At 34.8% G+C, this 25,347-nt stretch carries 22 protein-coding genes and 1 pseudogene; 8 read left to right on the forward strand and 15 right to left on the reverse strand.

Features of this window, described 5'->3' with window-relative positions; translation table 11 throughout:
- The 3 genes from ES676_RS10370 to ES676_RS10380 all read left to right on the forward strand — a co-directional run.
- Nucleotides 1-2,188 (forward strand): gliding motility-associated C-terminal domain-containing protein (locus tag ES676_RS10370; protein ID WP_148370262.1); only part of this gene is annotated, 2,188 nt, incomplete at its 5' end.
- Nucleotides 2,189-2,198: 10 nt separating this feature from the next.
- On the forward strand, nucleotides 2,199-3,143 hold the full coding sequence (locus tag ES676_RS10375; protein WP_148370263.1) for a PorP/SprF family type IX secretion system membrane protein: 945 nt from the start codon (nucleotides 2,199-2,201) through the stop codon (nucleotides 3,141-3,143).
- Nucleotides 3,144-3,152: 9 nt separating this feature from the next.
- Nucleotides 3,153-5,096 carry an OmpA family protein gene (locus ES676_RS10380; protein WP_148370264.1) on the forward strand — a complete coding sequence of 648 codons (1,944 nt, stop codon included), beginning with the start codon at nucleotides 3,153-3,155 and terminating at the stop codon, nucleotides 5,094-5,096.
- 609 nt (nucleotides 5,097-5,705) lie between these two features.
- Here ES676_RS10380 and ES676_RS10385 read toward each other — a convergent pair.
- From ES676_RS10385 to rpsA, 9 genes and pseudogenes are all read right to left on the reverse strand, one after another.
- Entirely contained in the window at nucleotides 5,706-6,200 is a 495-nt protein-coding gene (locus ES676_RS10385; RefSeq protein ID WP_148370265.1) for a CAP domain-containing protein, read from the reverse strand.
- Between the two features lie 211 nt (nucleotides 6,201-6,411).
- Nucleotides 6,412-7,057 (reverse strand): annotated as a pseudogene (gene pdxH, locus ES676_RS10390) (pyridoxamine 5'-phosphate oxidase).
- A 325-nt stretch (nucleotides 7,058-7,382) separates the two neighbouring features.
- The gene (locus ES676_RS10395) at nucleotides 7,383-7,877 is read right to left on the reverse strand and encodes a CAP domain-containing protein (RefSeq protein ID WP_148370265.1); all 495 of its coding nucleotides are present in this window, start codon (nucleotides 7,875-7,877) and stop codon (nucleotides 7,383-7,385) included.
- Between the two features lie 211 nt (nucleotides 7,878-8,088).
- Nucleotides 8,089-8,736: a pyridoxamine 5'-phosphate oxidase gene (gene pdxH / locus ES676_RS10400; protein ID WP_148370266.1), complete on the reverse strand. Its 648-nt coding sequence runs from the start codon at nucleotides 8,734-8,736 to the stop codon at nucleotides 8,089-8,091.
- Nucleotides 8,737-8,776: 40 nt separating this feature from the next.
- Nucleotides 8,777-9,682, reverse strand: coding sequence for a ribonuclease Z (locus ES676_RS10405; RefSeq protein ID WP_148370267.1), 906 nt, complete (start codon nucleotides 9,680-9,682; stop codon nucleotides 8,777-8,779).
- Nucleotides 9,683-9,736: 54 nt separating this feature from the next.
- Nucleotides 9,737-10,069: a ribonuclease Z gene (locus tag ES676_RS10410; protein ID WP_148370268.1), complete on the reverse strand. Its 333-nt coding sequence runs from the start codon at nucleotides 10,067-10,069 to the stop codon at nucleotides 9,737-9,739.
- A 4-nt stretch (nucleotides 10,070-10,073) separates the two neighbouring features.
- Nucleotides 10,074-11,003, reverse strand: coding sequence for an aspartate carbamoyltransferase catalytic subunit (locus ES676_RS10415; protein ID WP_148370269.1), 930 nt, complete (start codon nucleotides 11,001-11,003; stop codon nucleotides 10,074-10,076).
- Between the two features lie 64 nt (nucleotides 11,004-11,067).
- Nucleotides 11,068-11,607 (reverse strand): bifunctional pyr operon transcriptional regulator/uracil phosphoribosyltransferase PyrR, encoded by a 540-nt coding sequence (gene pyrR / locus ES676_RS10420; RefSeq protein WP_148370270.1) that lies wholly within the window; start codon nucleotides 11,605-11,607, stop codon nucleotides 11,068-11,070.
- Between the two features lie 123 nt (nucleotides 11,608-11,730).
- Complete coding sequence (gene rpsA / locus ES676_RS10425) at nucleotides 11,731-13,563, reverse strand: 30S ribosomal protein S1 (protein ID WP_148370271.1); 1,833 nt, start codon at nucleotides 13,561-13,563, stop codon at nucleotides 11,731-11,733.
- 266 nt (nucleotides 13,564-13,829) lie between these two features.
- Here rpsA and ES676_RS10430 point away from each other — a divergent pair, with 266 nt between their 5' ends.
- Nucleotides 13,830-14,210, forward strand: coding sequence for a LysM peptidoglycan-binding domain-containing protein (locus ES676_RS10430; protein ID WP_148370272.1), 381 nt, complete (start codon nucleotides 13,830-13,832; stop codon nucleotides 14,208-14,210).
- Between the two features lie 134 nt (nucleotides 14,211-14,344).
- Here ES676_RS10430 and cmk read toward each other — a convergent pair whose 3' ends face one another.
- The 3 genes from cmk to lon all read right to left on the reverse strand — a co-directional run bounded on the left by cmk (nucleotide 14,345) and on the right by lon (nucleotide 18,772).
- On the reverse strand, nucleotides 14,345-15,031 hold the full coding sequence (cmk, locus tag ES676_RS10435; protein ID WP_148370273.1) for a (d)CMP kinase: 687 nt from the start codon (nucleotides 15,029-15,031) through the stop codon (nucleotides 14,345-14,347).
- A 54-nt stretch (nucleotides 15,032-15,085) separates the two neighbouring features.
- On the reverse strand, nucleotides 15,086-16,105 hold the full coding sequence (porQ, locus tag ES676_RS10440; RefSeq protein ID WP_148370274.1) for a type IX secretion system protein PorQ: 1,020 nt from the start codon (nucleotides 16,103-16,105) through the stop codon (nucleotides 15,086-15,088).
- Between the two features lie 219 nt (nucleotides 16,106-16,324).
- On the reverse strand, nucleotides 16,325-18,772 hold the full coding sequence (lon, locus tag ES676_RS10445) for an endopeptidase La (RefSeq protein WP_148370275.1): 2,448 nt from the start codon (nucleotides 18,770-18,772) through the stop codon (nucleotides 16,325-16,327).
- A gap of 271 nt (nucleotides 18,773-19,043) precedes the next feature.
- Between lon and ES676_RS10450 the strand changes: the two genes are divergently transcribed.
- From ES676_RS10450 to ES676_RS10465, 4 genes are all read left to right on the forward strand, one after another.
- Nucleotides 19,044-19,595 (forward strand): RNA polymerase sigma factor, encoded by a 552-nt coding sequence (locus ES676_RS10450; protein WP_148370276.1) that lies wholly within the window; start codon nucleotides 19,044-19,046, stop codon nucleotides 19,593-19,595.
- A gap of 11 nt (nucleotides 19,596-19,606) precedes the next feature.
- Nucleotides 19,607-20,167: a hypothetical protein gene (locus ES676_RS10455; protein WP_148370277.1), complete on the forward strand. Its 561-nt coding sequence runs from the start codon at nucleotides 19,607-19,609 to the stop codon at nucleotides 20,165-20,167.
- A complete protein-coding gene (locus ES676_RS10460) occupies nucleotides 20,151-21,233 on the forward strand; it encodes a hypothetical protein (protein ID WP_148370278.1) in 1,083 nt (360 codons plus the stop codon). The genes ES676_RS10455 and ES676_RS10460 overlap by 17 nt, the downstream gene beginning before the upstream one ends.
- Before the next feature lie 67 nt (nucleotides 21,234-21,300).
- Nucleotides 21,301-22,026, forward strand: a complete 726-nt coding sequence (locus ES676_RS10465) for a head GIN domain-containing protein (protein WP_148370279.1) — start codon at nucleotides 21,301-21,303, stop codon at nucleotides 22,024-22,026.
- Nucleotides 22,027-22,125: 99 nt separating this feature from the next.
- On the opposite strand, the gene ES676_RS10470 is transcribed toward ES676_RS10465, so the two are convergent.
- From ES676_RS10470 to ES676_RS10480, 3 genes are all read right to left on the reverse strand, one after another.
- Nucleotides 22,126-22,968 (reverse strand): hypothetical protein, encoded by an 843-nt coding sequence (locus tag ES676_RS10470; protein WP_148370280.1) that lies wholly within the window; start codon nucleotides 22,966-22,968, stop codon nucleotides 22,126-22,128.
- 49 nt (nucleotides 22,969-23,017) lie between these two features.
- Nucleotides 23,018-24,310 carry an MFS transporter gene (locus ES676_RS10475; RefSeq protein WP_148370281.1) on the reverse strand — a complete coding sequence of 431 codons (1,293 nt, stop codon included), beginning with the start codon at nucleotides 24,308-24,310 and terminating at the stop codon, nucleotides 23,018-23,020.
- 73 nt (nucleotides 24,311-24,383) lie between these two features.
- Nucleotides 24,384-25,214, reverse strand: coding sequence for a M48 family metallopeptidase (locus ES676_RS10480; RefSeq protein ID WP_148370282.1), 831 nt, complete (start codon nucleotides 25,212-25,214; stop codon nucleotides 24,384-24,386).
- Nucleotides 25,215-25,347 lie beyond the last annotated feature (133 nt).

Here is a 25,347-nt window from a genome sequence, read left to right on the forward strand (position 1 = left end):
TGGGTCTTGTGCTAACGAATCGTCTTTCATAAGAACTTGGACAGTAACCGATGCTTGTGGAAACGATAATACGCAAACACAAACCATAAACATCGAGGATACTACGGCGCCAACCTTTACGGTTCCTGCTGCAGTCACTTTAGAATGTGATCAAGATATTACCGACTTAACAGTAACTGGTGATGTTACCGATGAAGCTGATAACTGTGGAAACGCTGCTTTAGAAGCGACGTATTCTGATGGCGCTTCAACTGCTGGGGCTTGTGCTAACGCGTCTTCTTTCATTAGAACTTGGACAGTAACCGATGCTTGTGGAAACACAACAACTCAAGAACAGACAATTAATATCGAAGATACTACGGCGCCAACCTATACGGTTCCTACTGAAGTGACTTTAGAATGTGATCAAGATATTACCGACTTAACAGTAACTGGTGATGTTACCGATGAAGCTGATAACTGTGGAAACGCTGTTTTAGAAGCGACGTATTCTGATGGAACATCGACTGCCGGATCTTGTGCTAACGAATCTTCTTTCATAAGAACTTGGACAGTAACCGATGCTTGTGGAAACACAACAACTCAAGAACAGACAATTAATATCGAAGATACTACGGCGCCAACCTATACGGTTCCTACTGAAGTGACTTTAGAATGTGATGAAGATGTAAACGACTTAACGTTGACTGGTGATGTAACTGACGAAGCTGATAATTGTGATACTAACACATTAGAAGCGACGTATACTGATGGAACAATGACTGTTGGGTCTTGTGCTAACGCGTCTTCTTTCATTAGAACTTGGACAGTAACGGATGCTTGTGGAAATGATAATACGCAAACACAAACCATAAACATCGAGGATACTACGGCGCCAACCTTTACGGTTCCTGCTGCAGTTACTTTAGAATGTGATCAAGATGTAAACGACTTAACAGTAACTGGTGATGTTACCGATGAAGCTGATAATTGTGGAAACGCTTCTTTAGAAGCAACATACACGGATGGTGCTTCAACTGCTGGATCTTGTGCTAACGCGTCTTCTTTCATTAGAACTTGGACAGTAACCGATGCTTGTGGAAACACAACAACTCAAGAGCAGATAATCAATATTGAAGATACTACGGCGCCAACCTTTACGGTTCCTGCTGCAGTCACTTTAGAATGTGATCAAGATATTTCCGACTTAACAGTAACTGGTGATGTTTCTGATGAAGCTGATAATTGTGATACTAACACTTTAGAAGCAACATACACGGATGGCGCTTCAACTGCTGGATCTTGTGCCAACGCGTCTTCTTTTATTAGAACTTGGACGCTAACGGATGCTTGTGGAAATACTACAACTCAAGAGCAAATAATTAACATCGAAGATACTACTGCGCCTAATTTAGTAACAGATTTAGAAACAAGTATTACCGTAATCTGTTCTGATATACCAGGAGTTCCTAGTTTAGAATTTACAGATAATTGCTCTACAAATACAATAGACGTCACGTTTAATGAAACAAATTCATTTAATGGTGATGGTAACGATTATATTATTGTTAGAGAATGGACCGCTACAGACGATTGTGGTAACACTTCAATCTTTATACAAGAGATAAATATTATCAGCGAAAACTTTATAAACGTTATTACAGAGGAGCTTTGTACCGGTGATGGTGATATAAATCTATTCGATTTTTTAGAAGATGGTACAGATTTAAGTAGCACTTGGATTGCTCAGGATTCTGATGTTATCGTTGATAATTCAGGAGTTTTTGATCCTTCAACTTTAGCGTTAGAAGAATACATTTTTACGTATACCTTATCAAATAATGGATGTCTAGACACGAGTGAGGTTAGAATTAGATTAAATGACGACTGTATTGTATTACCTTGCGGTAACGGTGAAGGATTATCAATTTCTAAAGCAGTAACACCTAACGGAGATCGATACAACCAATTTTTCTCTATTGAAGGAACAAAAGAATGTAATTTCATTGTAGATGTTAAAATATTTAACCGTTACGGTGCAATTATTTTCGAGGCTAATGATTATCAAAATGATTGGAGTGCTATTTCACCAGACTCTTCAATTGGTAATAATGGGCAATTACCTAACGGAACTTATTACTACGTCGTAACACTTAGAGACAGTGGTTTGAAACCTATAACTGGACCATTTTATATTGGAACAAAATAATTAACTAAAAATGAAAGATTTATCTAAATATATTTTTGCTGTCGCTTTTATGTGCTTTTCAATATCATTTGCACAGCAACTACCCCAATTCTCGCAATATATGTTTAATACAATTTCTATTAATCCCGCTTACGCAGGAAGTAGAGAAACGTTAAGCATTGTGGGACTTCAAAGAAGTCAGTGGGTAGGTTTAGAAGGTGCTCCTAGTACACAAACGTTATCAATTCATACACCTCTAGAAAAAGAGAAAATAGGTATTGGTTTGTCTATTATTAATGATCAATTAGGGTATGAAAACTTTGTTTTTGCTTACGCCGATTTTTCATACACCATTAGACTAAATGAACGAACAAAACTTGCGTTTGGACTTAAAGGTGGGTTTACACACTATAGTTTAGATACTGTCGGATTCTTAGATCAAGAAGACGTTTACACCGATCCCTTTTTTGGTGATTTTACAAACCGATGGAACCCTAATGTAGGTGTTGGTCTATTTCTAGACACTAACAAATGGTATTTAGGTCTCTCTGCACCTAGAATTTTAAATACAAATTATAACGAAAGCCAACGAGACCCTAGCATTGATTATGTAGCTGTAGAGCGTATAGGTTATTATTTTACTGGAGGATATGTATTCGATCTTAGTGAAACTACAAAACTTAAACCTTCGTTTTTAGTAAAAGCAACAAACGGTGCACCTTTATCTATAGATGGAAACTTAAACTTTTTGTTTTTCGAAAAACTATGGTTAGGTGGTGGTTACCGTTACAATAAAGATACCGCTACTCTTGGTGCGCAAATTGACCTGCAAGTTTCTAGAGAGCTAAAAATAGGTTATACCTACGAACATTTCTTATCGGATTTAAGACCATACACTGGAGGTACTCACGAAATAGTATTAATGTACGAGGTGTTTAAACCTTCTCGTCGTATCAAATCACCAAGATACTTTTAATTAAAAATTATGAAAAATAAAATATTTTTAATACTTGGATTTATTGTGTGTTCTTTTATGAATGCCCAAGTAAAGCTAGCCGATAACTTTTTTAAAGATTATGCTTATAAACAAGCTACAGAACTATATTTAGAAGCTGTTAAAAAAGGAGATAGTAGCGAACACGTTCTTACTAGAATTGGAGATTGTTATTACAATAATTCTAATGTAAAAGAAGCAAATGTTTGGTATGAGAAAGCTGTAGAAAAGTACAACAAAGTTAATCCTGAATATATTTATAAGTATATTCAAACTTTGCGAAGTCTTAATGAATATGAAGAGGCTCATAAATGGACTGAAGTATTTAGAGACCGAAAAGGTAATGATAACCGTATTAAAGAAAATGAGGTTTTTAATATAGAAAACTTTAAATCTCTTGAAAACACAGACAAAGTATATATAGAATTTAGAAATTTAGATTTGAATACGCCTTATTCCGATTTTGGTGGTTTTGAGAGTGATAACTTATTTTATTTCGCATCCACTCGTGTTAAAGATTCAATTATAGATGAAGACAAATTATACCAATGGAATAAAGAACCCTTTTTAAATATTTATCAAGCTGAACTTACAGTTAAAAATTCACAAAAAGTAATTTCTAACGTTAGTCAAATCCAATCTGAAGCGATTAACTCTGAATTTCATGAAGCTTCTTTAACGATTACATCGGATGGACAAACGTTATATTTTACTAGAGATAATCTTAACAAAAAAAATAGTAGAGCTTCTTATGATAGAGGGGGGACTTCTAATTTAAGAATATTTAAAGCTAAATTAATAGATGGCGAATGGACAAATGTTGAAGATTTACCTTTTAATAGTAATGCGTTTTCTAACGGCTCCCCTACCCTAAGTCCCGATAATAAAACCTTATTTTTTGTTTCTGATAGAGAAGAAGGCTTCGGACAAACGGATATTTATAAAGTAGCCATAAACAACGACGGGACTTTTGGTGAACCGAAGAATTTAGGTAATATAATTAATACCGAAGGAAGAGAAAACTTCCCTTTCGTGGCTAAAGATTCTACGCTTTACTTCTCTTCTGATGCTAACATTAACCTTGGTCTTTTAGATATTTTCGAAACAAATATATTAAAAGTTAAAGTTAAAGATATCGATGTTAAAAATTTAGGCGCGCCCTTTAATAGTGGTTATGACGATTTTGCCTTCTTTATAGACTCTAAAACGAATACTGGTTACTTTTCATCTAACAGATTAAATGGTAAAGGTGGAGATGATATCTATGCCTTTGGGAAATTAGAATGCACACAGATTATTCAAGGTATTACAAGAAATAATATAAATAAGCTTCCGCTTTCTGAAGTGACCGTAAAGTTGATGGATGGTAGCGGAAAGGTTATTGAAACAATGGCATCTAATACTAACGGAGAATATGAATTCAATGAAGTTTCTTGCGATAAAAAATATATTGTACTCGCCGAAAAAGTAACGTATCGGTCAGACCGCAGAGAGTTTACGACTTCAGTCAATAATGATGAAGAAACGCAAATCGACTTATTTTTAAATCCGCTAATTATTGAAAGTGAAATTGTGATTAACCCTATTTTCTTCGACTTTAATAAATCTACTATTCGCCCTGATGCGGCCTACGAACTAGAGAATATTGTTGCGGTTATGAGAGAACATAACCAAATGGTTATCAAAATTGAATCACATACAGACAGTCGTGGTAAAGATAATTATAATATGAATCTTTCCGATAGAAGAGCTAAATCTACGAGAGATTATTTAATTTCAAGAGGTATCAACAAAGATCGAATTGAAAGTGCTATTGGTTATGGTGAGTCGCAATTAATTAATGAATGCGATAATAATACAAAATGTACCGAAGCAGAACATCAAAAAAATAGACGCTCAAAATTTATTATAACTATGGGCTACGAATTAGAATAAAGTATATTCTGAAGTAAAAAATGAAAAAGAACTGCTAAAAACAGTTCTTTTTTTTATTTATAAAATTGTCAGAAATCAGGCTAATTTATGTCATAATTATTTCTAATCTAATGATGTGGACTCTTTACAAAGGGTTGGAGGTACATTTAGTAAAGTTCGAAAATTTTATGACCTGCAAAGCAGATAGTTTAATACATTCGCTATTGTTAGCCCGCCTTTTGTTGCGCTCGAGATTAAAGCTGGCAGTGAGATTAGCATTTCTTTACTATTCATATCTTTAACGATCTTCCCCTTGTACGTTGTAGAGTTCACTAAAGGCATTTTAATCTTGTTTTATATTAGCTTTAGCGTAACCACCACAGGTGTCTAAAGACTACTTTTAAGATTGATACTATTTTCAACTTCACGTGCGAGTTACTTTATTCCTCTTTTATTGTAGGTTTTTTAATTAATTGTCCAGACTATTAAAACGGCTCTACTTAAAGTAGGGATCCATTAAACCTTATAGAAAAGATTTAATATAGTATTACTTTTAGAAGGTATGACTTAGACATAAAAAAAGAGCCGAATTATAAAACTCGGCTCTTCGACATATAAGTAAACTATTATTTATTTTTTTATAAAGATATTAGTGAAATACCATTTTCCTTGTTCATCTTTCTCTGCAGACACATCGAAATCGGTAAAATCTCCTTCAACATTACCTCTATGCCCATCACTATTTAACCACGCATTAACAACAGATTCTGCATTTGAATATCCATATGCCACATTTTCTGCTACTTGAACAGCATTTTCATAATCTTGCAAATAATACTTTCTAGAGTAGAAATTATCATGTGATACATTATTATTTACAATCATATAATCAGTATGAGAAAAGGCTTGTCCTTTTATTAATTCATTGTGATTAAGCGTGTTTAACCCTATTTTAATTCTATGGGCGTTTATAAGCTCCATAATAGTAATTTCGATAGTTTTTGCTTCTGGTATAGTGATGTTATCACTGTAAGTTGCTTCAAATTCCTCGCCATTGTCTGTTGAACATGATGTTGTAAAAGCTAATAGACAGGTTACAAATAGTAGGTTAAATAATTGTTTCATAATATATTATTTAGGTTCGGGGACTTAAATATACTATGAGCGTTACTTAAAATATGTTAATGGAATGTTAAAATCGATTAAAAACACGTGTTTCATCCGATTTTTTGGTCAAACACCGTTTAAATGTACTTAGTGACGACCTATTCGGGTGTTTTGACTGATTTAATATGTCGTTCGTCGTTGTTTTTTAAATTGTACTAATCCTTTTTTACTATGGCGCTAATTGGCTCTTATTCCACTCATAATTCTCACCTAAAACATAATCTACACGATCGTGTAATCTATTAGGTCTGCCTTGCCAGAATTCTATTACGTTAGGTTTTATAATATAACCACCCCAATAGACTGACGCGTTAAAGTTTTACCCTCGTATTGCTTTTCTAAAGCGTCTACTTTACTTTTCAAGCTTTCTCTTGATACAATCACCTGGCTTTGATTGGAGGCCATCGCTCCCAGTTGGCTGCCTCTTGGGCGCGTATTAAAGTAGGCATCACTTTCAGCATCCGATACTTTTTCAGCTATACCCCGAATTATCACTTGCCGCTCTGCTCCTTCCCAGAAAAAAGACACACTTACTTTCGGGTTTTTAGCAATCGCCTTTCCTTTAGTACTTTCATAATTAGTATAAAACACAAAACCATCCACTGTAAACTTTTTCAATAAAACAATTCTGTTTTTGGATATCCATCGACACCTATTGTCGAGAGCGTCATAGCATTGGTTTCGTGATCTGGAAAACACAGATCTACATCGTTAAACCATTCTTTAAATAATTGAAATGGATTGTCTGGTGTGTTTTCAATTAAGAGTTCACTTTTTGTATAGGCCTTTCTATAGTGTCCTAAATCTTTTTCCATTGGTTTTGTATCGTGTTGAATTACAAATAGAAGGCATTTTAATCTTGTTTTATATTAGCTTTAGCGTAACCACCACAGGTGTCTAAAGACTACTTTTAAGATTGATACTATTTTCAACTTCACGTGCGAGTTACGTTATTCCTCTTTTATTGTAAGTTTTTTAATTAATTTTTCAGACTATTAAAACGGCTCTACTTAAAGTAGGGATCCATTAAACCTTATAGAAAAGATTTAATATAGTATTACTTTTAGAAGGTATGACTTAGACATAAAAAAAGAGCCGAATTATAAAACTCGGCTCTTCGACATATAAGTAAACTATTATTTATTTTTTTATAAAGATATTAGTGAAATACCATTTTCCTTGTTCATCTTTCTCTGCAGACACATCGAAATCGGTAAAATCTCCTTCAACATTACCTCTATGCCCATCACTATTTAACCACGCATTAACAACAGATTCTGCATTTGAATATCCATATGCCACATTTTCTGCTACTTGAACAGCATTTTCATAATCTTGCAAATAATACTTTCTAGAGTAGAAATTATCATGTGATACATTATTATTTACAATCATATAATCAGTATGAGAAAAGGCTTGTCCTTTTATTAATTCATTGTGATTAAGCGTGTTTAACCCTATTTTAATTCTATGGGCGTTTATAAGCTCCATAATAGTAATTTCGATAGTTTTTGCTTCTGGTATAGTGATGTTATCACTGTAAGTTGCTTCAAATTCCTCGCCATTGTCTGTTGAACATGATGTTGTAAAAGCTAATAGACAGGTTACAAATAGTAGGTTAAATAATTGTTTCATAATATATTATTTAGGTTCGGGAACTTAAATATACTATGAGCGTTACTTAAAATATGTTAACGGAATGTTAAAATCGATTAAAAACACGTATTTCATCCGATTTTTTGGTCAAACACCGTTTAAATGTACTTAGCGACGACCTATTCGGGTGTTTTGACTGATTTAATATGTCGTTCGTCGTTGTTTTTTAAATTGTACTAATCCTTTTTTACTATGGCGCTAATTGGCTCTTATTCCACTCATAATTCTCACCTAAAACATAATCTACACGATCGTGTAATCTATTAGGTCTGCCTTGCCAGAATTCTATTACGTTAGGTTTTATAATATAACCACCCCAATAGACTGGACGCGTTAAAGTTTTACCCTCGTATTGCTTTTCTAAAGCGTCTACTTTACTTTTCAAGCTTTCTCTTGATACAATCACCTGGCTTTGATTGGAGGCCATCGCTCCCAGTTGGCTGCCTCTTGGGCGCGTATTAAAGTAGGCATCACTTTCAGCATCCGATACTTTTTCAGCTATACCCCGAATTATCACTTGCCGCTCTGCTCCTTCCCAGAAAAAAGACACACTTACTTTCGGGTTTTTAGCAATCGCCTTTCCTTTAGTACTTTCATAATTAGTATAAAACACAAAACCATCCACTGTAAACTTTTTCAATAAAACAATTCTGTTTTTTGGATATCCATCGACACCTATTGTCGAGAGCGTCATAGCATTGGTTTCGTGATCTGGAAAACACAGATCTACATCGTTAAACCATTCTTTAAATAATTGAAATGGATTGTCTGGTGTGTTTTCAATTAAGAGTTCACTTTTTGTATAGGCCTTTCTATAGTGTCCTAAATCTTTTTCCATTGGTTTTGTATTTTATTAATAGGTTATGTGACGTGTTGATTTACAACTCAAAGACTTTACCGTCATTCGCTAACTCTACAGTACCAAAACACGTCTCAGCTTCAGTTTTAAATGCATTTAAATCGTCGTAACGCGTGGAGTAATGTCCTAATATCAAAGTTCCAACATTAGCCATCTTAGCAATCTTGGCAGCCTCTATAGCTGTACTATGCTTAGTTTTAGGTGCTAACTTAGCGTGTTTTTCTAAAAACGTGGACTCGTGGTACAACACGGTAACGTCTTTTATAATGGGCACAATTGCTTCATTATAGGCCGTATCACTACAAAAGGCATAACTTTTTGGAGTGGGCCCTGCGTGCGTAACGGTTTCGTTTTTAATAGTAATACCGTCTTCATTAACCACATCGAACCCCTGTTTTAATTTACGATAGTAAGCAATATCAATATTTGTGTTTAATACAGCATTCATATCTAACTTGCGCTCGTGTTCTTTCTCTTTAAAAAGGAAGCCGTTAGTATACACGCGGTGATCTAAAGGAATGGTATGCACTTCAACTTTTTCGTCTTCAAAAATAATTTCGGAAGACGTATTTGTCAGCTCGTGAAAAATTAGTTGATAGTTGGTCCACGATTTACTCAGTTTTAACTGAAGGGTAATAATTTCTTTTAAACCTTTCGGTCCATAAATATGTAAATCGGCTTCGCGAGTAAGTAACCTGAAAGTTGAAATTAAACCGACCAAACCAAAAAAGTGATCGCCATGTAAGTGTGAAATAAACACGTGTTTGATACGATTAAACTTTATTTTATGCCTTCTAATTTCTACCTGAGTACCCTCGCCACAGTCGATTAAAAAAATATGATTGTTTATTTCAAGAACCTGCGCCGTAGGATTTGTAAAAGCACGCGGCGTAGCACTATAACAGCCTAATATATTTAGTTTCATTATAATGTGATTTTAGAGTTAGTTAATGTGCTGTTGGGGTGGAAGCAATAGTAACTATAATTCTAAATCGCGTTCCATTTCTTCCATTTCAATAATATCGAAAGCCTCTTTTACCGTTGGTACAACAACGATTTCTTCAGGAATTTCAGTACTACTAATTTTATCTGTGACCACAACAAAAGTTAATTTGGCTGCACGATGGTTATTAGATAAACGTAAGAATTCTATAACATCTTGAAGTGAAATAGAACCTAAAGAACTTAATTTAACGATAATATTATCGTTTTTAAATTTTGGATAAAGGGCTTCTATTTTTTTTACTAACTCTACAATCGTTGCCTTTTCTTGAGTGATGATTGATGTGTTTTGTTCTTTATCTATAATCATATTATTATTGTTTTAATTTTGAAGCTAATAAATAAATAACCGCCATCCTAACTGCTACGCCATTTTGTACTTGATCTAGTATAATGGCTTGTTTAGAATCGGCAACATCACTAGTAATTTCCACGCCGCGATTAATGGGGCCGGGATGCATAATCGTAATTTCTTTATCTAAAGAGTCTAAAAGCGCTTTATTAACACCAAATTGTTGTGTATATTCTCGTGTTGAAGGAAAGTAACTTATGTCCATTCTTTCGTTTTGTACGCGCAACATATTAGCGACATCACACCAATTTAATGCTTTACGCAAATCGGTTTCTACGGTAACGCCAAGTTTTTCGATATATTTTGGGAGTAATGTTTTTGGTCCGCAAACCTTAACATTAGCGCCTTGTAGTTTTAAAGCATAAATATTAGAAAGTGCCACGCGACTGTGCAAAATATCGCCGACAATAACCACATTTTTACCTGCAACTTCTCCTAATCTTTCTCGTATGGAATACGAATCTAACAACGCTTGAGTAGGGTGTTCGTGTGCGCCATCTCCTGCATTAATAATATTGGCGTTAATATGTTTAGATAAAAATACGCTGGCTCCAGGATTAGGGTGACGCATTACTACCATATCAACTTTCATCGATAATATATTGTTAACGGTATCTATTAAAGTTTCTCCTTTTTTTACTGAAGATTGCGCTGCTGAAAAATTAATTACATCTGCCGAGAGTCGCTTTTCAGCGAGTTCGAAAGAGAGTTTTGTTCGGGTAGAATTTTCAAAAAACAAATTAGCAATTGTAATATCTCTTAGTGATGGTACTTTTTTAATCGGCCTATTAATAACTTCTTTGAAGTGATCGGCGGTTTGAAAAATAAGTTCAACATCCTGTTTATTAAGATACTTTATCCCTAGCAAGTGGTTAACACTTAATTCACTCATTGTATTGATATGTTTCTGTAATTACTACTCTTTTATTTGAAATGAAAGCGGCTGAACCTGGGTTTTAGTTTCGCACTAAATAAACACAGTCTTCACCTTCATTTTCAATCCAATTTACTTTTACTTTTTCTTCGTTAATAGCATCTACTTGTCGGCCGCGATAATCCGGCTGAATAGGTAGATGTCTGCTAAATCGTCTATCTATTAACGTTAATAATTCTATATCATCTGGTCTCCCAAACGATTGTATTGCCGTTAAGGCCGAACGAATACTTCGCCCTGTATAGAGCACATCGTCTATAAAAACTACTTTTTTATTTTCTATTTCGAAGTCAATTTCTGTAGAATTCGCCGTCAAGGTTTTGTCGCCACGTCTAAAGTCGTCTCTATAGAATGTAATATCCAAAAGGCCTAACTTTAAATCTTTAATCTTATACTCTGTTTTAAGTAACTCGGCCAGTCGTTTCGCCAAAAATGAACCTCTTGGTTGTATACCTATTAAGACAGTGTTAGAAAAGTCATCGTGGTTTTCTATTAATTGACAAGCCAGTCTATGAAGTATAATATTAATGGCTGTGGCGTTAAGTAGCACTTTCTGACTCATAATGGGATTTCATCGGGTTTGTGTAACAAAGTTACTGTAAATAGTTAAGAGTTTAAAGATAATTTTGCGCATAAAAAAAGCCTTTCATTTCTGAAAGGCTTTTAAAAGTATTATGAGTGGTAATTATTGTTTACCGTCCATTTTATCTTTAAGCGCTTGTAAAGCATCATTTGCATCACCTAAAGTTGTTTTAGATTCAGCAGTTTGAGTTGTTTGTTTTTCAACAGCAGCTTTTACATTAGCCATTTCTTCAGCTTTAAAAATTGCAGTATGCGAAGCAACTACTCTTTTAAATTCTTTGTTAAATTCAATAATTTTGAATTCAGCTGAATCTCCTTTTCCTAATTTAGAACCGTCTTCTTTTTCAAGGTGACGAGAAGGAACAAAAGCAACGATATCCTCGTTAAATTCGATAGTTGCACCTTTATCTACAACCTCAGCAATTTGTGCTGTATGTGTTGTTGCTAAAGCAAACTCAGTTTCGTATTTATCCCACGGGTTAGTTGTTGTTTGTTTGTGACCCAAAGATAATTTACGTCCTTCAACATCTAACTCAAGTACTACTACTTCTAATTTGTCTCCAACGGCACAGAACTCAGATGGGTGCTTAATTTTCTTAGTCCAAGATAAATCAGAGATATAAATTAATCCGTCAATACCTTCTTCTAATTCAACAAAAACACCAAAGTTTGTAAAGTTACGTACAATACCAGTGTGCTTAGAAGCTACTGGATATTTTGTAGTAATATCTGTCCAAGGATCTTGCGATAATTGCTTAATACCTAAAGACATTTTACGATCTTCTCTATCTAAAGTTAAGATTTGTGCATCTATTTCGTCTCCTACAGAAACAAAATCGTTTGCAGAACGTAAGTGTGTAGACCAAGACATTTCTGAAACGTGAACTAAACCTTCAACACCTTCAGCAACTTCGATAAATGCACCGTAATCTGCGATTACAACAACTTTACCTTTTACTTTGTCTCCAACGCTTACTTCTTCACCTAAGGCATCCCAAGGGTGCTTAGATAATTGTTTAAGACCTAATTGGATTCTAGATTTATTTTCGTCAAAATCAAGAATTACAACATTTAATTTTTGATCTAACTCAACAATCTCATTTGGATGGTTAATTCTAGACCACGATAAATCTGTAATATGAACTAATCCGTCAACACCACCAAGATCGATAAATACACCGTAAGAAGTAATATTTTTAACAATACCTTCTAATACTTGACCTTTTTCTAATTGACCAATAATTTCTTTTTTCTGTACTTCGATATCAGCTTCGATAAGTGCTTTATGCGACACTACTACGTTTTTGAATTCGTGGTTAATTTTCACCACTTTAAATTCCATAGTTTTGTTTACATACTGATCGTAATCTCTAATTGGCTTAACGTCAATTTGAGAACCTGGTAAGAATGCTTCGATTCCGAAAACATCTACAATCATACCACCTTTCGTTCTACATTTTACGAAACCATTAACGATTTCTCCAGTTTCATGCGCATTATTAACACGCTCCCAAGCCTTAATAACACGAGCTTTTCTGTGAGATAATATTAATTGTCCAGTCGCGTCTTCACGAACGTCAATTAATACTTCCACTTTGTCTCCTACTGCTAAGTTAGGGTTGTAACGGAATTCGTTTAATGAAATAACACCTTCAGATTTAGCGTTGATGTCGATAATAGCGTCACGATCTGAGATGTGTACTACTTCTCCAGTTACAACTTCGTCATCTAATGTGTCTACGAAATTTTCTGATACTAATTTTTCAAATTCTTTTAATTGAGAATCTTCAACCTCATCAATACCTTCTTGGTAATTGTGCCAGTTAAAGTCTGCTAAGAATTGTTCAGGATTTGCTTGTGCTTCAGAGATTACTGGAGCCTCATTTGTTGCAGCGTTTGTTGCTTCAACTTCTGCTTGTTTTGCTTTGTCAGCCATTGCAGATAAGTTTTTGTATTCTGTATGTCTAGGAAGATTTAAACGTGTAACACACAGAAGTGTTAAATTAAAATTGTTTTATAGCCCTTTTATCTTTCCTATAAATCCGTTAAAAGGAGTGCAAAAATAATACTTTTTATGACTACAACCTAATCCCAACAAATAATTTTTAACGAACTGATTACAAAGTAAATAAATAATTGTTAAATGTAATTCGTATTTATGTTTTTTCTATCTTTAATAGATTATAAATTAGTAACTAAGAAATGGCTGTGAAATCGAAATACCAAGAGGTTTTAAATTTAGGGGAACAATTAAACATTAAAAATGGTGCTGTTTCTGAAGACAATGGCGACCTTCACGTTAAAGGTACCGCAGCAACCCAATACGAAAAAAACTTACTTTGGGATAAAATAAAATTAGCTGGTGGCGAAAATCCTAGCGATATTGTTGCCGATATTAAAGTTGCCGATACGAGCGTTTACCACAGGCACACCGTTAAAAGTGGAGAAACTTTAGGTGAAATTGCAAAGCAATATTATAACAACCCAGCTAAATACCAAGCTATATTTGCAGCAAATTCAGATATTTTAAAGAACCCAGATGTAATTTACCCAGATCAAGAATTAATAATTCCAAATTTGTAGGAGTTTAATAGCACCTTTGAAGCGCGTTTTTTAGATACAATAGTATAACGTTTGCTTTTATTTAAAGGCCTTACTTTTTAGTAAGGCTTTTTTTGTTTATTATTTAATACTATTCTATAACTTTTACACTTTTGTTATGCAAATCTTTGGTTTACCAAAAGAAGAACGCGCTCAAATTGTGTTATTAAATCTAAATTAGAATTGTCTAATTCTATAGCGTCTTCAGCTTTACGTAATGGTGAATCCTCTCGGTGCGAATCGATATAATCACGGTCTTCAACATTTTTTAAAACGTCTGCATACGTTACCTCATCCCCACGTTCAATAAGTTCATCAAACCGTCTTCTAGCTCTCTTTTCCGCCGAAGCAATCATAAACAATTTTAATTCAGCATCTGGAAAAACCACGGTTCCAATATCGCGGCCATCCATAACAACGCCTTTATCTTTACCCATTTGTTGTTGCTGTTGTACTAATTGAGAGCGCACCTCTGAAACCGCTGCAACTTGACTTACATAACGAGACACTTCCAACGTTCTAATTTCCTTTTCTATTTTTACACCGTTTAAATACACTTCGGCAAAACCGACTATATCATTAAATTTAAAACTAATGGTAATGGTGTTTAATGCAGCGACTAATTTAGAAGCTTCAAAATGGTGTGCATCTATAAAGCCGTGTTGCATAGCAAACCACGTTACCGCACGATACATTGCGCCGGTATCGACATAAATGTATCCTAAATGTTTAGCAAGTTGTTTGGCGACCGTACTTTTTCCTGTTGAAGAAAAACCGTCTATGGCTATCGTGATTTTTTTCACTTGTATTACGTTTTAATGGCTAAAATAAGGATAATTATAAGGTTTCAGATGGATTTATTGCAAATCTAGATGAAGTCCGAAAAAGTTAGAATTCCCTGCCGCTGTGTATTTGGCGTGTGTATAACTAAATCTTAATTTGTTAAGCCTAATAGAAAACCCAGCTGATAAGCCTGAGAAATTACGCTGATCTACAATTCTAAGTTCTTCCGCTCGTCTAAAATTATATCCTAAGCGAATATTAAACCCTTTATCTGGAAACAATTCCGCACCTAAAATAGTGTGCCTTATAACATTCGATAAAAAACCTACTTTCTCTGGTGTTTGATTACCTTCTAAATCGGTAGTGGCACGTGCTGGATTTGGTAGTCCAATTGGCCATTGCTGCAAATTCTCGAAGGTGATGTGCCAACGCAACGGAATATACTCTAAGGTTTGAGACAAGCCAAAAGCGACTTCTAGTGGTAACGATTCGTAACGTTCGTTATAAGCAGTAATTTGTGTTCCTAAATTTCTAACCACTAACGTCGCTTGAAATTCTAATTCTTCATCGCGGTACAGTAATCCTAAATCGGTGGCAACACCAAAGGAATTATACTGTTCTAAACTTGAGGTTATAAATTTTAAATTGGCTCCAAAATAAAAATTAGAATAGCCTAATTGCACGGCATATCCTACAGATAATGCGGCTTCCGAACCTGAAAACGAACCTGTAGCATTTCCATTTTCGTCATACCCATCAAAAGAACCATAATTTACGTAAGTGGCTCCAATATGAAAGGTTTGAGTTCTTCGGTCTAAAGTATAAGCATAAGCCACGGAACCGTAAGAAATATCGCCTAAGTAACTCGTGTAATTTAATGCCAATTGGTTATCCATATCGCCATTAATAGTCGCCGGATTGTATAAGGCTTGCGTAACATCGTAATCGACATTAGTAAGCACCTTACCTCCCAACGCTGCTTGACGTGGTGATGACACTAAGTTAAGAAATTGATAAGTAGACTGCCCACCCAGTTGTGCAAAACAAACGGCGGTAGAAAACAAACATAAAATGGGCAAATATTTTTTAAGCATAAAGCTGCAAAGTAACTAAATCTATTTTAAAACGCCTACAACTCTTTTTTATTTTTAAGAGCCTCTATATTATCCATAATTAGTGCCTTTTACAACATTTTTAAATTATGAATCTATAAGATATAGCACAATAAAATCGGCAATAATTTGACATAAAAAAAACCATAAACTGCTTCTATAACACAGTTTATGGTTTACAAATATAAGGTATTAAACCTATTAAAGGATTTTAGCGTTTTCTACTTTTTCTTTCGTTAATGCTACTTTTAAAACATCTTTCATATCACTAACATAATGAAAGGTTAATCCTTTTAAATAGTCTTGATTTATTTCTTCAATATCGCGTCTGTTCTCTTCGCATAATAAAATTTCTTTTATTCTAGCGCGTTTAGCAGCGAGTATTTTTTCTTTAACACCGCCTACAGGTAATACTTTACCTCTTAAGGTAATCTCACCAGTCATCGCCATATTCTTCTTTACTTTACGTTGTGTAAATAAAGAGACTAAAGACGTAAGCATAGTTACACCTGCACTCGGCCCGTCTTTAGGGGTTGCACCTTCTGGTACGTGAATATGGACATTGTACTTATCGAAAACGTCGGGATCTATACCAAATTCCTCTGCATTCGATTTTATGTATTCCAAAGCAATAGTTGCCGATTCTTTCATTACTTTTCCTAAGTTACCTGTAATGGAAAGCGTTCCTTTCCCTTTAGATAAAATAGACTCAATAAATAAGATATCACCTCCTACCGTAGTCCACGCTAAGCCTGTAACGACTCCAGCAACATTGTTATTTTCATATTTGTCGCGTTCTAATTTAGGACCGCCTAATATTTCAATAATATTTTCGTTAGAAATTTTTATATTATACTCTTCTTCCATTGCGATATTCATAGCCGCATAACGCACCATTTTGGCAATTTGCTTCTCTAAACCACGCACTCCAGATTCTCTAGTATATCCCTCAACAATTTTTTCTAATTGTGGTTTACCTATTTTTAAATGAGCGTCTTTTAACCCGTGCTCTTTTAATTGTTTTGGTAGTAAATGACGTTTTGCAATTTCAACTTTTTCTTCAATGGTGTAGCCCGATACGTTTATTATTTCCATACGATCGCGTAATGCAGGCTGGATGTTACCTAAATTATTTGAGGTGGCAATAAACATCACTTTAGATAAGTCGTAACCTAATTCCAAGAAATTATCGTGAAATTTGCTATTCTGCTCTGGATCTAAAACTTCTAATAATGCAGAAGAAGGATCTCCTTGATTAGAATTTGACAGCTTATCAATCTCATCCAGTACAAAAACAGGATTTGAAGTCCCTGCTTTTTTTAGATGCTGAAGAATTCGCCCCGGCATGGCACCAATATACGTTTTTCTATGTCCGCGAATCTCTGCTTCATCACGCAACCCCCCTAAAGACATACGCACATACTCGCGCCCTAAAGCTTCAGCAACAGATTTACCTAATGAAGTTTTACCCACACCTGGAGGGCCGTATAAGCATAAAATTGGCGACTTCATATCGTTACGCAATTTTAAAACCGCTAAGTATTCTATAATACGTTTCTTAACATCGTCTAATCCGTAATGATCGCGATCTAAAATCTTTTTAGCCCGTTTTAAATCGAATTTATCCTTGCTAAACTCATTCCACGGTAAATCTAAAAAGAACTCTAAATAGTTACGCTGAATCGAGTATTCTGCAACTTGCGGATTCATGCGTTTCATTTTGCTAATTTCTTTTTCAAAATGACTAGCAATGTCTTCACTCCACTTTTTTGTTTTTGCACGCTTCTGCATATCTTCGATCTCCTGCTCATTATTACTACCCAATTCTTCTTGAATAGTTTTCATTTGCTGGTGTAAGAAATACTCGCGTTGCTGTTGGTTCATATCACTTTGAACCTTCGATTGTATATCGTTACGCAACTCTAATTTCTGAAGTTCAAAATTCATAAACTTCAACGTTTCAAGCGCACGTTCTTTAAGATCGTTTTTCTCTAATAATGCTTGCTTATCCGATACCGATAAATTCAGATTTGACGACACAAAATTAATTAAGAACGAATCGCTTTCAATGTTTTTAATGGCAAAAGACGCCTCGCTAGGTATATTCGGACTGTCTTTAATAATTTGTAAAGCCAATTCTTTAATAGAATCTATAATCGCTTCAAACTCTTTATTCTGAAGTGCTGGTTTAGCTTCAGGCACCTCGCGAACCGTAGCATTCATATATGGATCTTCGGTAATGACTTCGGCAATACTAAAACGCTTTTTACCTTGAATAATTACCGTTGTATTTCCGTCAGGCATTTTTAATACCTTTAAAATACGCGCCACCGTACCTACCGTGTTTACATCGCCTGCTTTCGGGTCCTCTACCGTTTCATCTTTCTGAGACACCACTCCAATAACTTTACTCCCTTTGTTAGCATCGTTAATTAGCTTAATTGACTTATCTCTCCCTGCGGTAATTGGGATAACCACTCCGGGAAATAACACCGTATTTCTTAAGGATAAAATGGGTAAGGTTTCAGGAAGTTCTTCCTTGTTTATTTTCTCTTCATCTTCAGGCGTCATTAAAGGAATTAATTCTGAATTTTCATCAAAATCCTGTAATGACAAACTGTCGAGACTTATTAAATTAGATTTCTTCATATGTTATATTAGGTCATTATGTCACTTCAAAAGAAGCGTTCATAATTTATATCGTTTTACATTCTATTGAAACACTAATAATAGCACTGATTAACAATTAGTTACCCATAAACGCATTAGGTTTCACTTGTAAAAGTTCAATTAATATGCCGTTTTTAAAAAACAATCGTTTGCAGTAACTTTCAGCAAAAATTAAACTAACTTTTAAATTATTTTAAATAAGTGTAACACTTGGGTGAAAACCGCCTCTCTATAGTAATAATTATTTTTTTTGATACTAACTAAACAAAATACCGAAGCACTTATAGTACTCTGTAAAGCTAAAGACCACTCCGCACAATTGGAAATTTACAACAGATATTATAGCGCTATGTATAATACGGCATTCCGAATTGTTAAAGACAGTTTCAATGCCGAAGATATTATGCAAGATGCTTTTTTACTAGCTTTTACTAAGTTAGACACGCTAAAAGATTGCAACACTTTTGGAGCGTGGCTAAAACGCATTGTAATTAATAAAAGCATTTATCATTTTAATAAAAACAAAAAGGAAAACACAATACCACTAGACGATATACTTTATAAAACAGAAGACAATACGGGCATTACAAGCGATTATGAATACACCACTTTACAAGCACAACAGATTATAAAAGTAATGAATACCCTAAAAGACAATTACCGTATTGCGCTCTCTTTACATTTAATTGAGGGCTACGATTATGAAGAAATTAGCCAAATTATGAACATTACGTACGCCAATTGTAGAACCATAATTTCCAGAGCAAAAGAAAAATTACGCAAGAAAATACACGCTTTATAATTGAAATTATTATGAAAAACGACAATATAGAAACGCTGTTTAAAGATTTACATCAAGATTTTAATGTAGAAACGCCTAATACTGGCCATCACGCTCGGTTTTTAGAAAAGTTGGACACTCAAAACGCTTTGGGAGCATTGCCTATAAGCACTTCCAAACGCGAACTTTGGAAACCGATTACCGCTATTGCGGCGACCATTGTTTTATTGGTCGCACTAACGCTGACTTTAAAACCGAATAACCCCGTGAATGATCTGGCAAATGTATCTCCAGAAATGGCCAATACCCAGACCTTTTTCACCTCGGTTATTAATGAAAAACTAAACACTATTAACAATGCAAAATCGCCAGAAACGACCCTTTTAATTAAAGATGCTATGGTGCAAATGGAAATTCTTGAAAAGGAATACAACCAATTGAAAATAGATTTAACAGAAAGCGGAAACGATAAACGTGTCATTCACGCTATGATTAATAATTTTTGGAATCGCATAAACCTACTTAAAGAAGTCGTCGATACTATTGAAGGCTTAAAAACTATAAACTACAACACAGATGAAATTACGCTATAAACATTCTATACTCTTACTATTACTACCACTAGCACTATTTGCTACTAACGGTCAAGGCCGTTATAAAAAAGAAAAAACCATAACTAAATCGTTTAACGTTAACGAAAGTGCGACATTAAAAGTAGACAATAGTTACGGGAATCTAAACGTGGTGACTTGGGATAAAAACCGAATTGAATTCGAAATCACAATTACAACCACTGGAGACAGCGAGGATAAAGTACTACAGAAACTAAATGATATTACCGTTCATTTTAGTAATACCGATAATTATGTGTCGGCAATTACAAAGTTTAATAAAGAAAAATCGAGTGCGTGGTGGAAATGGAATTCTAATAACTCGGTAAATATGAAAGTGAATTATATTATAAAAATGCCTCTGACTAATAATGTGGATTTATCTAACGATTACGGAACCATTAACCTAGGAAAACTGAAAGGAAATGCAACATTAAATTGTGATTATGGAAAAATTATTACTAAAGAATTGCTTTCTGAGGCTAACAACATCACGTTTGATTATTCTAACAATTGCTATTTTGAATATATAAAAGGAGGAAAAATTAATGCCGATTATAGCGATTTTACCATTTCTAAAACCAACAAAATTCATATTATTGCAGATTATACCAAATCGACCATCGAGGTTGCAGAAGAGGTCTCCTATAATTGCGATTATGGTGGTATAACCATCGGGAAAGCGAATAATGTAAGCGGAGATGGTGATTACCTTACGGTAAAGTTGGGCGAAATTTACAAAGATGTAGCTATTGTTGCCGATTATGGTTCTATAAGTATTGATAAGCTCACTAAAAATGCCGGCTCCGTTAAAATAGATTCCGATTATGTAGGTATAAATATTGGCTACGACTCAGAATATGCCTTTAATTTTAATATTCAGTTGGATTATGGCAGCTTAAAAGATGCTGATAATGCGCTTCAATTCAATAAAAAACGAGACGACTCGTCTTCAAAATACTACTCTGGTTTTCATTTAAGAGAAAACAGCTCTAATACTATTCGTATTAATTCAGATTATGGTAGTGTATCATTCTATAAACAGTAGACGATCTACAATCAATTAACGTCGTTATCAATCTATTTAAAAACCATAAAAAAAACACCTTACTATTATGAAACTATTTTTCGCATTTATAACCGCTTTATTATTTATAACCACCACACACGCCCAATGGAGTAATAAGACCATAAAGGGCAATGGAAACATAATTACAATTACTCGCAGCACCTCAGATTATGCCGGTATTAAATGCGCCGGATCGTGGGACTTTGTTTTAGTAAAAGGGAAAGAAGGCACACTAACTATTGAAGGAGAAGAAAACCTCTTAGACTATATTATTACTGAAGTAAACGGTGATGATTTAATAATTAAAACCGAAAATAATATTAATTTAAGAACGAGTTTCAATAAAACAATTACCATTACCATTCCATTTAAAGATATTGATGACGTGTCGCTAGCAGGATCGGGAGATATAACGAGCAAACACACCATTATAAGCAACGATTTTGAAACCAAATTAGCCGGCTCTGGAGATATTATTTTAGATATTGAAGCTAAAGACACTACAGTAGTTGTTACTGGTTCTGGAGATATCACGCTCTCAGGAAACACCGATACTCTAGAAGCTTCGGTGACGGGATCTGGAGATATCCACGCCTTCAAATTAAATGCGTCTACGGCTAATGTAAAAGTAACAGGCTCTGGAGATATTGAATTGCTTTGTAAAAGCAGTTTAAAAGCTAAGGTTACAGGATCGGGTGATATCGTTTATAAAGGCAAGCCAAGCAATAAAAATAATAAGGTAAATGGTTCTGGAAGCATCCAACAGTTCTAATCGTTTAGAGCAAAATCACTTTTACTCGAAAACTAACAAAGCCTCAATCTTAAGATTGAGGCTTTGTTTTATATTCTACTTAATTACACCCATTAAGCTTTAATTTAAAGTATAATTGTTTATTTCCATAATAGAGACCGTTTCAACACCGTCTGCTTCATCGTTAGTATAAGATACTGTTTTAATAAGTCCAATATCTAAAGCGAAAAAATATTCTGATTCTGCGCTAATCACTTGAGCAGGAAAATCAGGACTAAATGAACTTAAAGTAGATCCCACTTTTATCACATCATTATAGGTTACTCCATTAAGATCTAAAGAGATTCCTTTTTCTAAAATTTCAAAATCGTACTCTAAATTTATTACCACATCTGGTATAGTTGGTAAACTAGGATCTTGAGAAGTATAACTGGTTACTGTTTGTGCCGAAGACGTCCACGTTGCTCCCGCATTTAAATAATCTTTTAGCATAATAACGCTATAACCATTTTGAGTTAGTGTAAACATACCATCTAAATAATCGGCTTGTAAATCTCCTATAGTCATGATATAGTCACCACCATTTTTTCTAGAATATGTTGAAATGTCAAGACCGTCAAACTCAGTTCCATCTGTTGCTGTACCACTTGGCATAAATTGTAAATATCTAAAAACCGAGTTGCCTTGGTAATCTACATTAGCATCAATTTCCATAACGTAATCGTCTTGCGCTTCATCGTCCACAGTATAATCGTAATTCCATACGTTATTAACCGCCATTGGCCAATAATCGCCAGTAGACTCACCACCCGAAGGGCCAGAACCATCGTCATTAACACCGTCGGCTACCGAACCATCAATATCAAAATTATAATCAGGATCTAAAGGTTCGTTTTCACACGAGAGTGTTGTCATTAAAAGCACGGAAAGTGTTAAAAAAGAAAGTAATTTTAGTTTTTTCATCTATTTTATTGATTAATTAGTTCAACAAACATACGTAAATAATTTAAATTCACATATTTCCTCGTGGCACTCTAAATAATAAAATGATTCCAATTAGGAAGAAAACAAACAGAAATAGTATCGCGTTTCGCATACTACCAGTAATCTGATCGATCGTTCCGTAAATAATCATACCAATAACGATTCCTATTTTTTCTGCAACATCAAAAAAACTAAAATAGGATGTGGTGTCAATCGTTTCGGGTAGAAATTTAGAGTAGGTGGAACGGGCTAACGATTGAATACCTCCCATTACTAACCCCACTAAACCGGCAGCAATATAAAACTGCGTTGGGGTTTCCATAAAATACGCATAGAAACAAAGTCCCATCCATATAATATTTACAGCAATTAATGTTTGTATGTTACCAAATTTAGCTGAAGCTCGAGAGGTTAAAATAGCACCAATAATGGCTACCATCTGAATAACTAATATACTGGCTATTAGCCCCATTGTTTTTCCATCTTCAGGCCACGCAATTTCTTCTTCACCAAAATAAACGGCCACAAGCATAATGGTTTGAACCGCCATACTAAACACAAAAAACGCAACTAAATAACGTTTTAGGCGTAAGTTTTGCTGTAGTTGTTGCCATACCAATTTCAACTCTTTAAAACCATTAAAAACGACGGAAGCCGTTACTTTATGACCTTTAGAGGTTCCTTTAGGTAGTATATAAAAGGTATATTGACTAAATCCAATCCACCATATTCCTACCATTAAAAACGAATAACGCATCATTTGCATTTTAGCTTCACCTGTTTCTTGGCTCATTACCATTGCTAAGTTTATTACTAATAGCAAAACACTTCCAATGTATCCCATAGAAAATCCTTTGGCACTAATCTTATCTTGTTGCTCCGAGAACGCGATATCTGGCAAATAGGAATTGTAGAACACCAAACTTCCCCAATACCCAATAAGACCCATAAAATAAAAGAGTAAGCTACTATAAATATGTTCTAAGCTAAACCAATACAAGCCAATACAACCGGCACCACCCACGTAGCAAAAAAACTTCATAAAGGTTTTCTTATTGCCAACATAATCGGCAATACCTGATAGTAAAGGGGAGGTAACCGCGACCACCAAAAAGGTAAATGCTGTTACGAAAATAATAAGCGCCGTACTTTTAAATTCGAAGCCGAAAGCGTACACTTTCTTAATTTCGTCTGCAAACAATGCCGAATAAAAAATGGGAAATATAGACGACGCAATAGTTAATGTGTATACCGAATTTGCCCAGTCGTAAAACGCCCAAGCATTCAATAATTTTTTACTTCCTTTTTCTAAATGTGCCATAAAATAAAAGCCACTCGGTTTTAAGAGTGGCTTCGAAAATAAGTAATTCTATAAAGTTATATACAAATTACTTTTAAAATTTATTGGTTACTCTAAAAGAAGTCACGCCAAATTTTTTCGCTTCGGCTTTGGCTGCCGGTGCTAGTTGCGTTAATTCGTTAATACGTGTTTGGTTTGCAGGGTGAGTACTTAAAAACTCAGGCGGTGCTTGTCCGCCACTCGCTTTCGCCATACGCCTCCATAAATTTGCAGCCTCATCTGGGTTGTACCCCGCAATTGCGGTGAGATACAGTCCAATTTTATCGGCTTCTGTTTCGTGACCTCTACTAAATGGTAACATCACTCCAACTTGAGAACCTACACCGTAGGCTTGGTTAAAAATATTTTTAGTGTTTTCATCTTTTATAGCAATGTTTCCTACCACTGCTCCAGCTTGTTGCACCAGTCCAGCACTCATACGTTGTTGTCCGTGATTTGCTAAAGCGTGTGCTACTTCATGTCCCATAATAGCTGCAATCGCTGCTTCATTTTCAGCAACGGGTAAAATCCCTGTGTAAAACACAATTTTTCCTCCTGGCATACACCACGCGTTTACTTGCTCGTCGTTTACTAAATTATATTCCCATTTGTAATCGGTTAAATACCCTTGGTAACCGTTCGCGTTTAACCAGCGTTCTGCTGCTACGGCAATACGTTGCCCCACACGGGTTATCATTTCGGCATCTTTGGTGCCTTTAATCACTTTATGTTCTCCTAAAAAATCATTGTATTGCGCAAATGCGGTAGGAAACAACTGAGAGTTGGGTACTAATGCCAATGTTTTACTTCCTGTAAATGGGTTTGTAGAACACGAGAAAAACATGGTTAGTGTTACTACGGTTAGTATAGCTGATTTAAGTTTCATTGTTTTAAGAGTTATTTTTAGATTATAAAATTACATAAAGTTCGTTTTAAAAAAGTATACATTTAATTAATCACTTTTTTTGCTAGTTTAGACTGAATCAAATTTCAGGCCAATCACCACTAACTTCCTTTTA

This window comes from Bizionia saleffrena (assembly GCF_008086175.1).
GTDB lineage: Bacteria > Bacteroidota > Bacteroidia > Flavobacteriales > Flavobacteriaceae > Bizionia > Bizionia saleffrena.

Coding starts and splice junctions, on each gene's coding strand:
- ES676_RS10375 (WP_148370263.1), top strand. CDS start 2,199: ATGAAAGATTTATCTAAATATATTTTTGCTGTCGCTTTTATGTGCTTT.
- ES676_RS10380 (WP_148370264.1), top strand. CDS start 3,153: ATGAAAAATAAAATATTTTTAATACTTGGATTTATTGTGTGTTCTTTT.
- ES676_RS10385 (WP_148370265.1), bottom strand. CDS start 6,200: ATGAAACAATTATTTAACCTACTATTTGTAACCTGTCTATTAGCTTTT.
- ES676_RS10395 (WP_148370265.1), bottom strand. CDS start 7,877: ATGAAACAATTATTTAACCTACTATTTGTAACCTGTCTATTAGCTTTT.
- pdxH (WP_148370266.1), bottom strand. CDS start 8,736: ATGGAAAAAGATTTAGGACACTATAGAAAGGCCTATACAAAAAGTGAA.
- ES676_RS10405 (WP_148370267.1), bottom strand. CDS start 9,682: ATGAAACTAAATATATTAGGCTGTTATAGTGCTACGCCGCGTGCTTTT.
- ES676_RS10410 (WP_148370268.1), bottom strand. CDS start 10,069: ATGATTATAGATAAAGAACAAAACACATCAATCATCACTCAAGAAAAG.
- ES676_RS10415 (WP_148370269.1), bottom strand. CDS start 11,003: ATGAGTGAATTAAGTGTTAACCACTTGCTAGGGATAAAGTATCTTAAT.
- pyrR (WP_148370270.1), bottom strand. CDS start 11,607: ATGAGTCAGAAAGTGCTACTTAACGCCACAGCCATTAATATTATACTT.
- rpsA (WP_148370271.1), bottom strand. CDS start 13,563: ATGGCTGACAAAGCAAAACAAGCAGAAGTTGAAGCAACAAACGCTGCA.
- ES676_RS10430 (WP_148370272.1), top strand. CDS start 13,830: ATGGCTGTGAAATCGAAATACCAAGAGGTTTTAAATTTAGGGGAACAA.
- porQ (WP_148370274.1), bottom strand. CDS start 16,105: ATGCTTAAAAAATATTTGCCCATTTTATGTTTGTTTTCTACCGCCGTT.
- lon (WP_148370275.1), bottom strand. CDS start 18,772: ATGAAGAAATCTAATTTAATAAGTCTCGACAGTTTGTCATTACAGGAT.
- ES676_RS10455 (WP_148370277.1), top strand. CDS start 19,607: ATGAAAAACGACAATATAGAAACGCTGTTTAAAGATTTACATCAAGAT.
- ES676_RS10460 (WP_148370278.1), top strand. CDS start 20,151: ATGAAATTACGCTATAAACATTCTATACTCTTACTATTACTACCACTA.
- ES676_RS10465 (WP_148370279.1), top strand. CDS start 21,301: ATGAAACTATTTTTCGCATTTATAACCGCTTTATTATTTATAACCACC.
- ES676_RS10470 (WP_148370280.1), bottom strand. CDS start 22,968: ATGAAAAAACTAAAATTACTTTCTTTTTTAACACTTTCCGTGCTTTTA.
- ES676_RS10475 (WP_148370281.1), bottom strand. CDS start 24,310: ATGGCACATTTAGAAAAAGGAAGTAAAAAATTATTGAATGCTTGGGCG.
- ES676_RS10480 (WP_148370282.1), bottom strand. CDS start 25,214: ATGAAACTTAAATCAGCTATACTAACCGTAGTAACACTAACCATGTTT.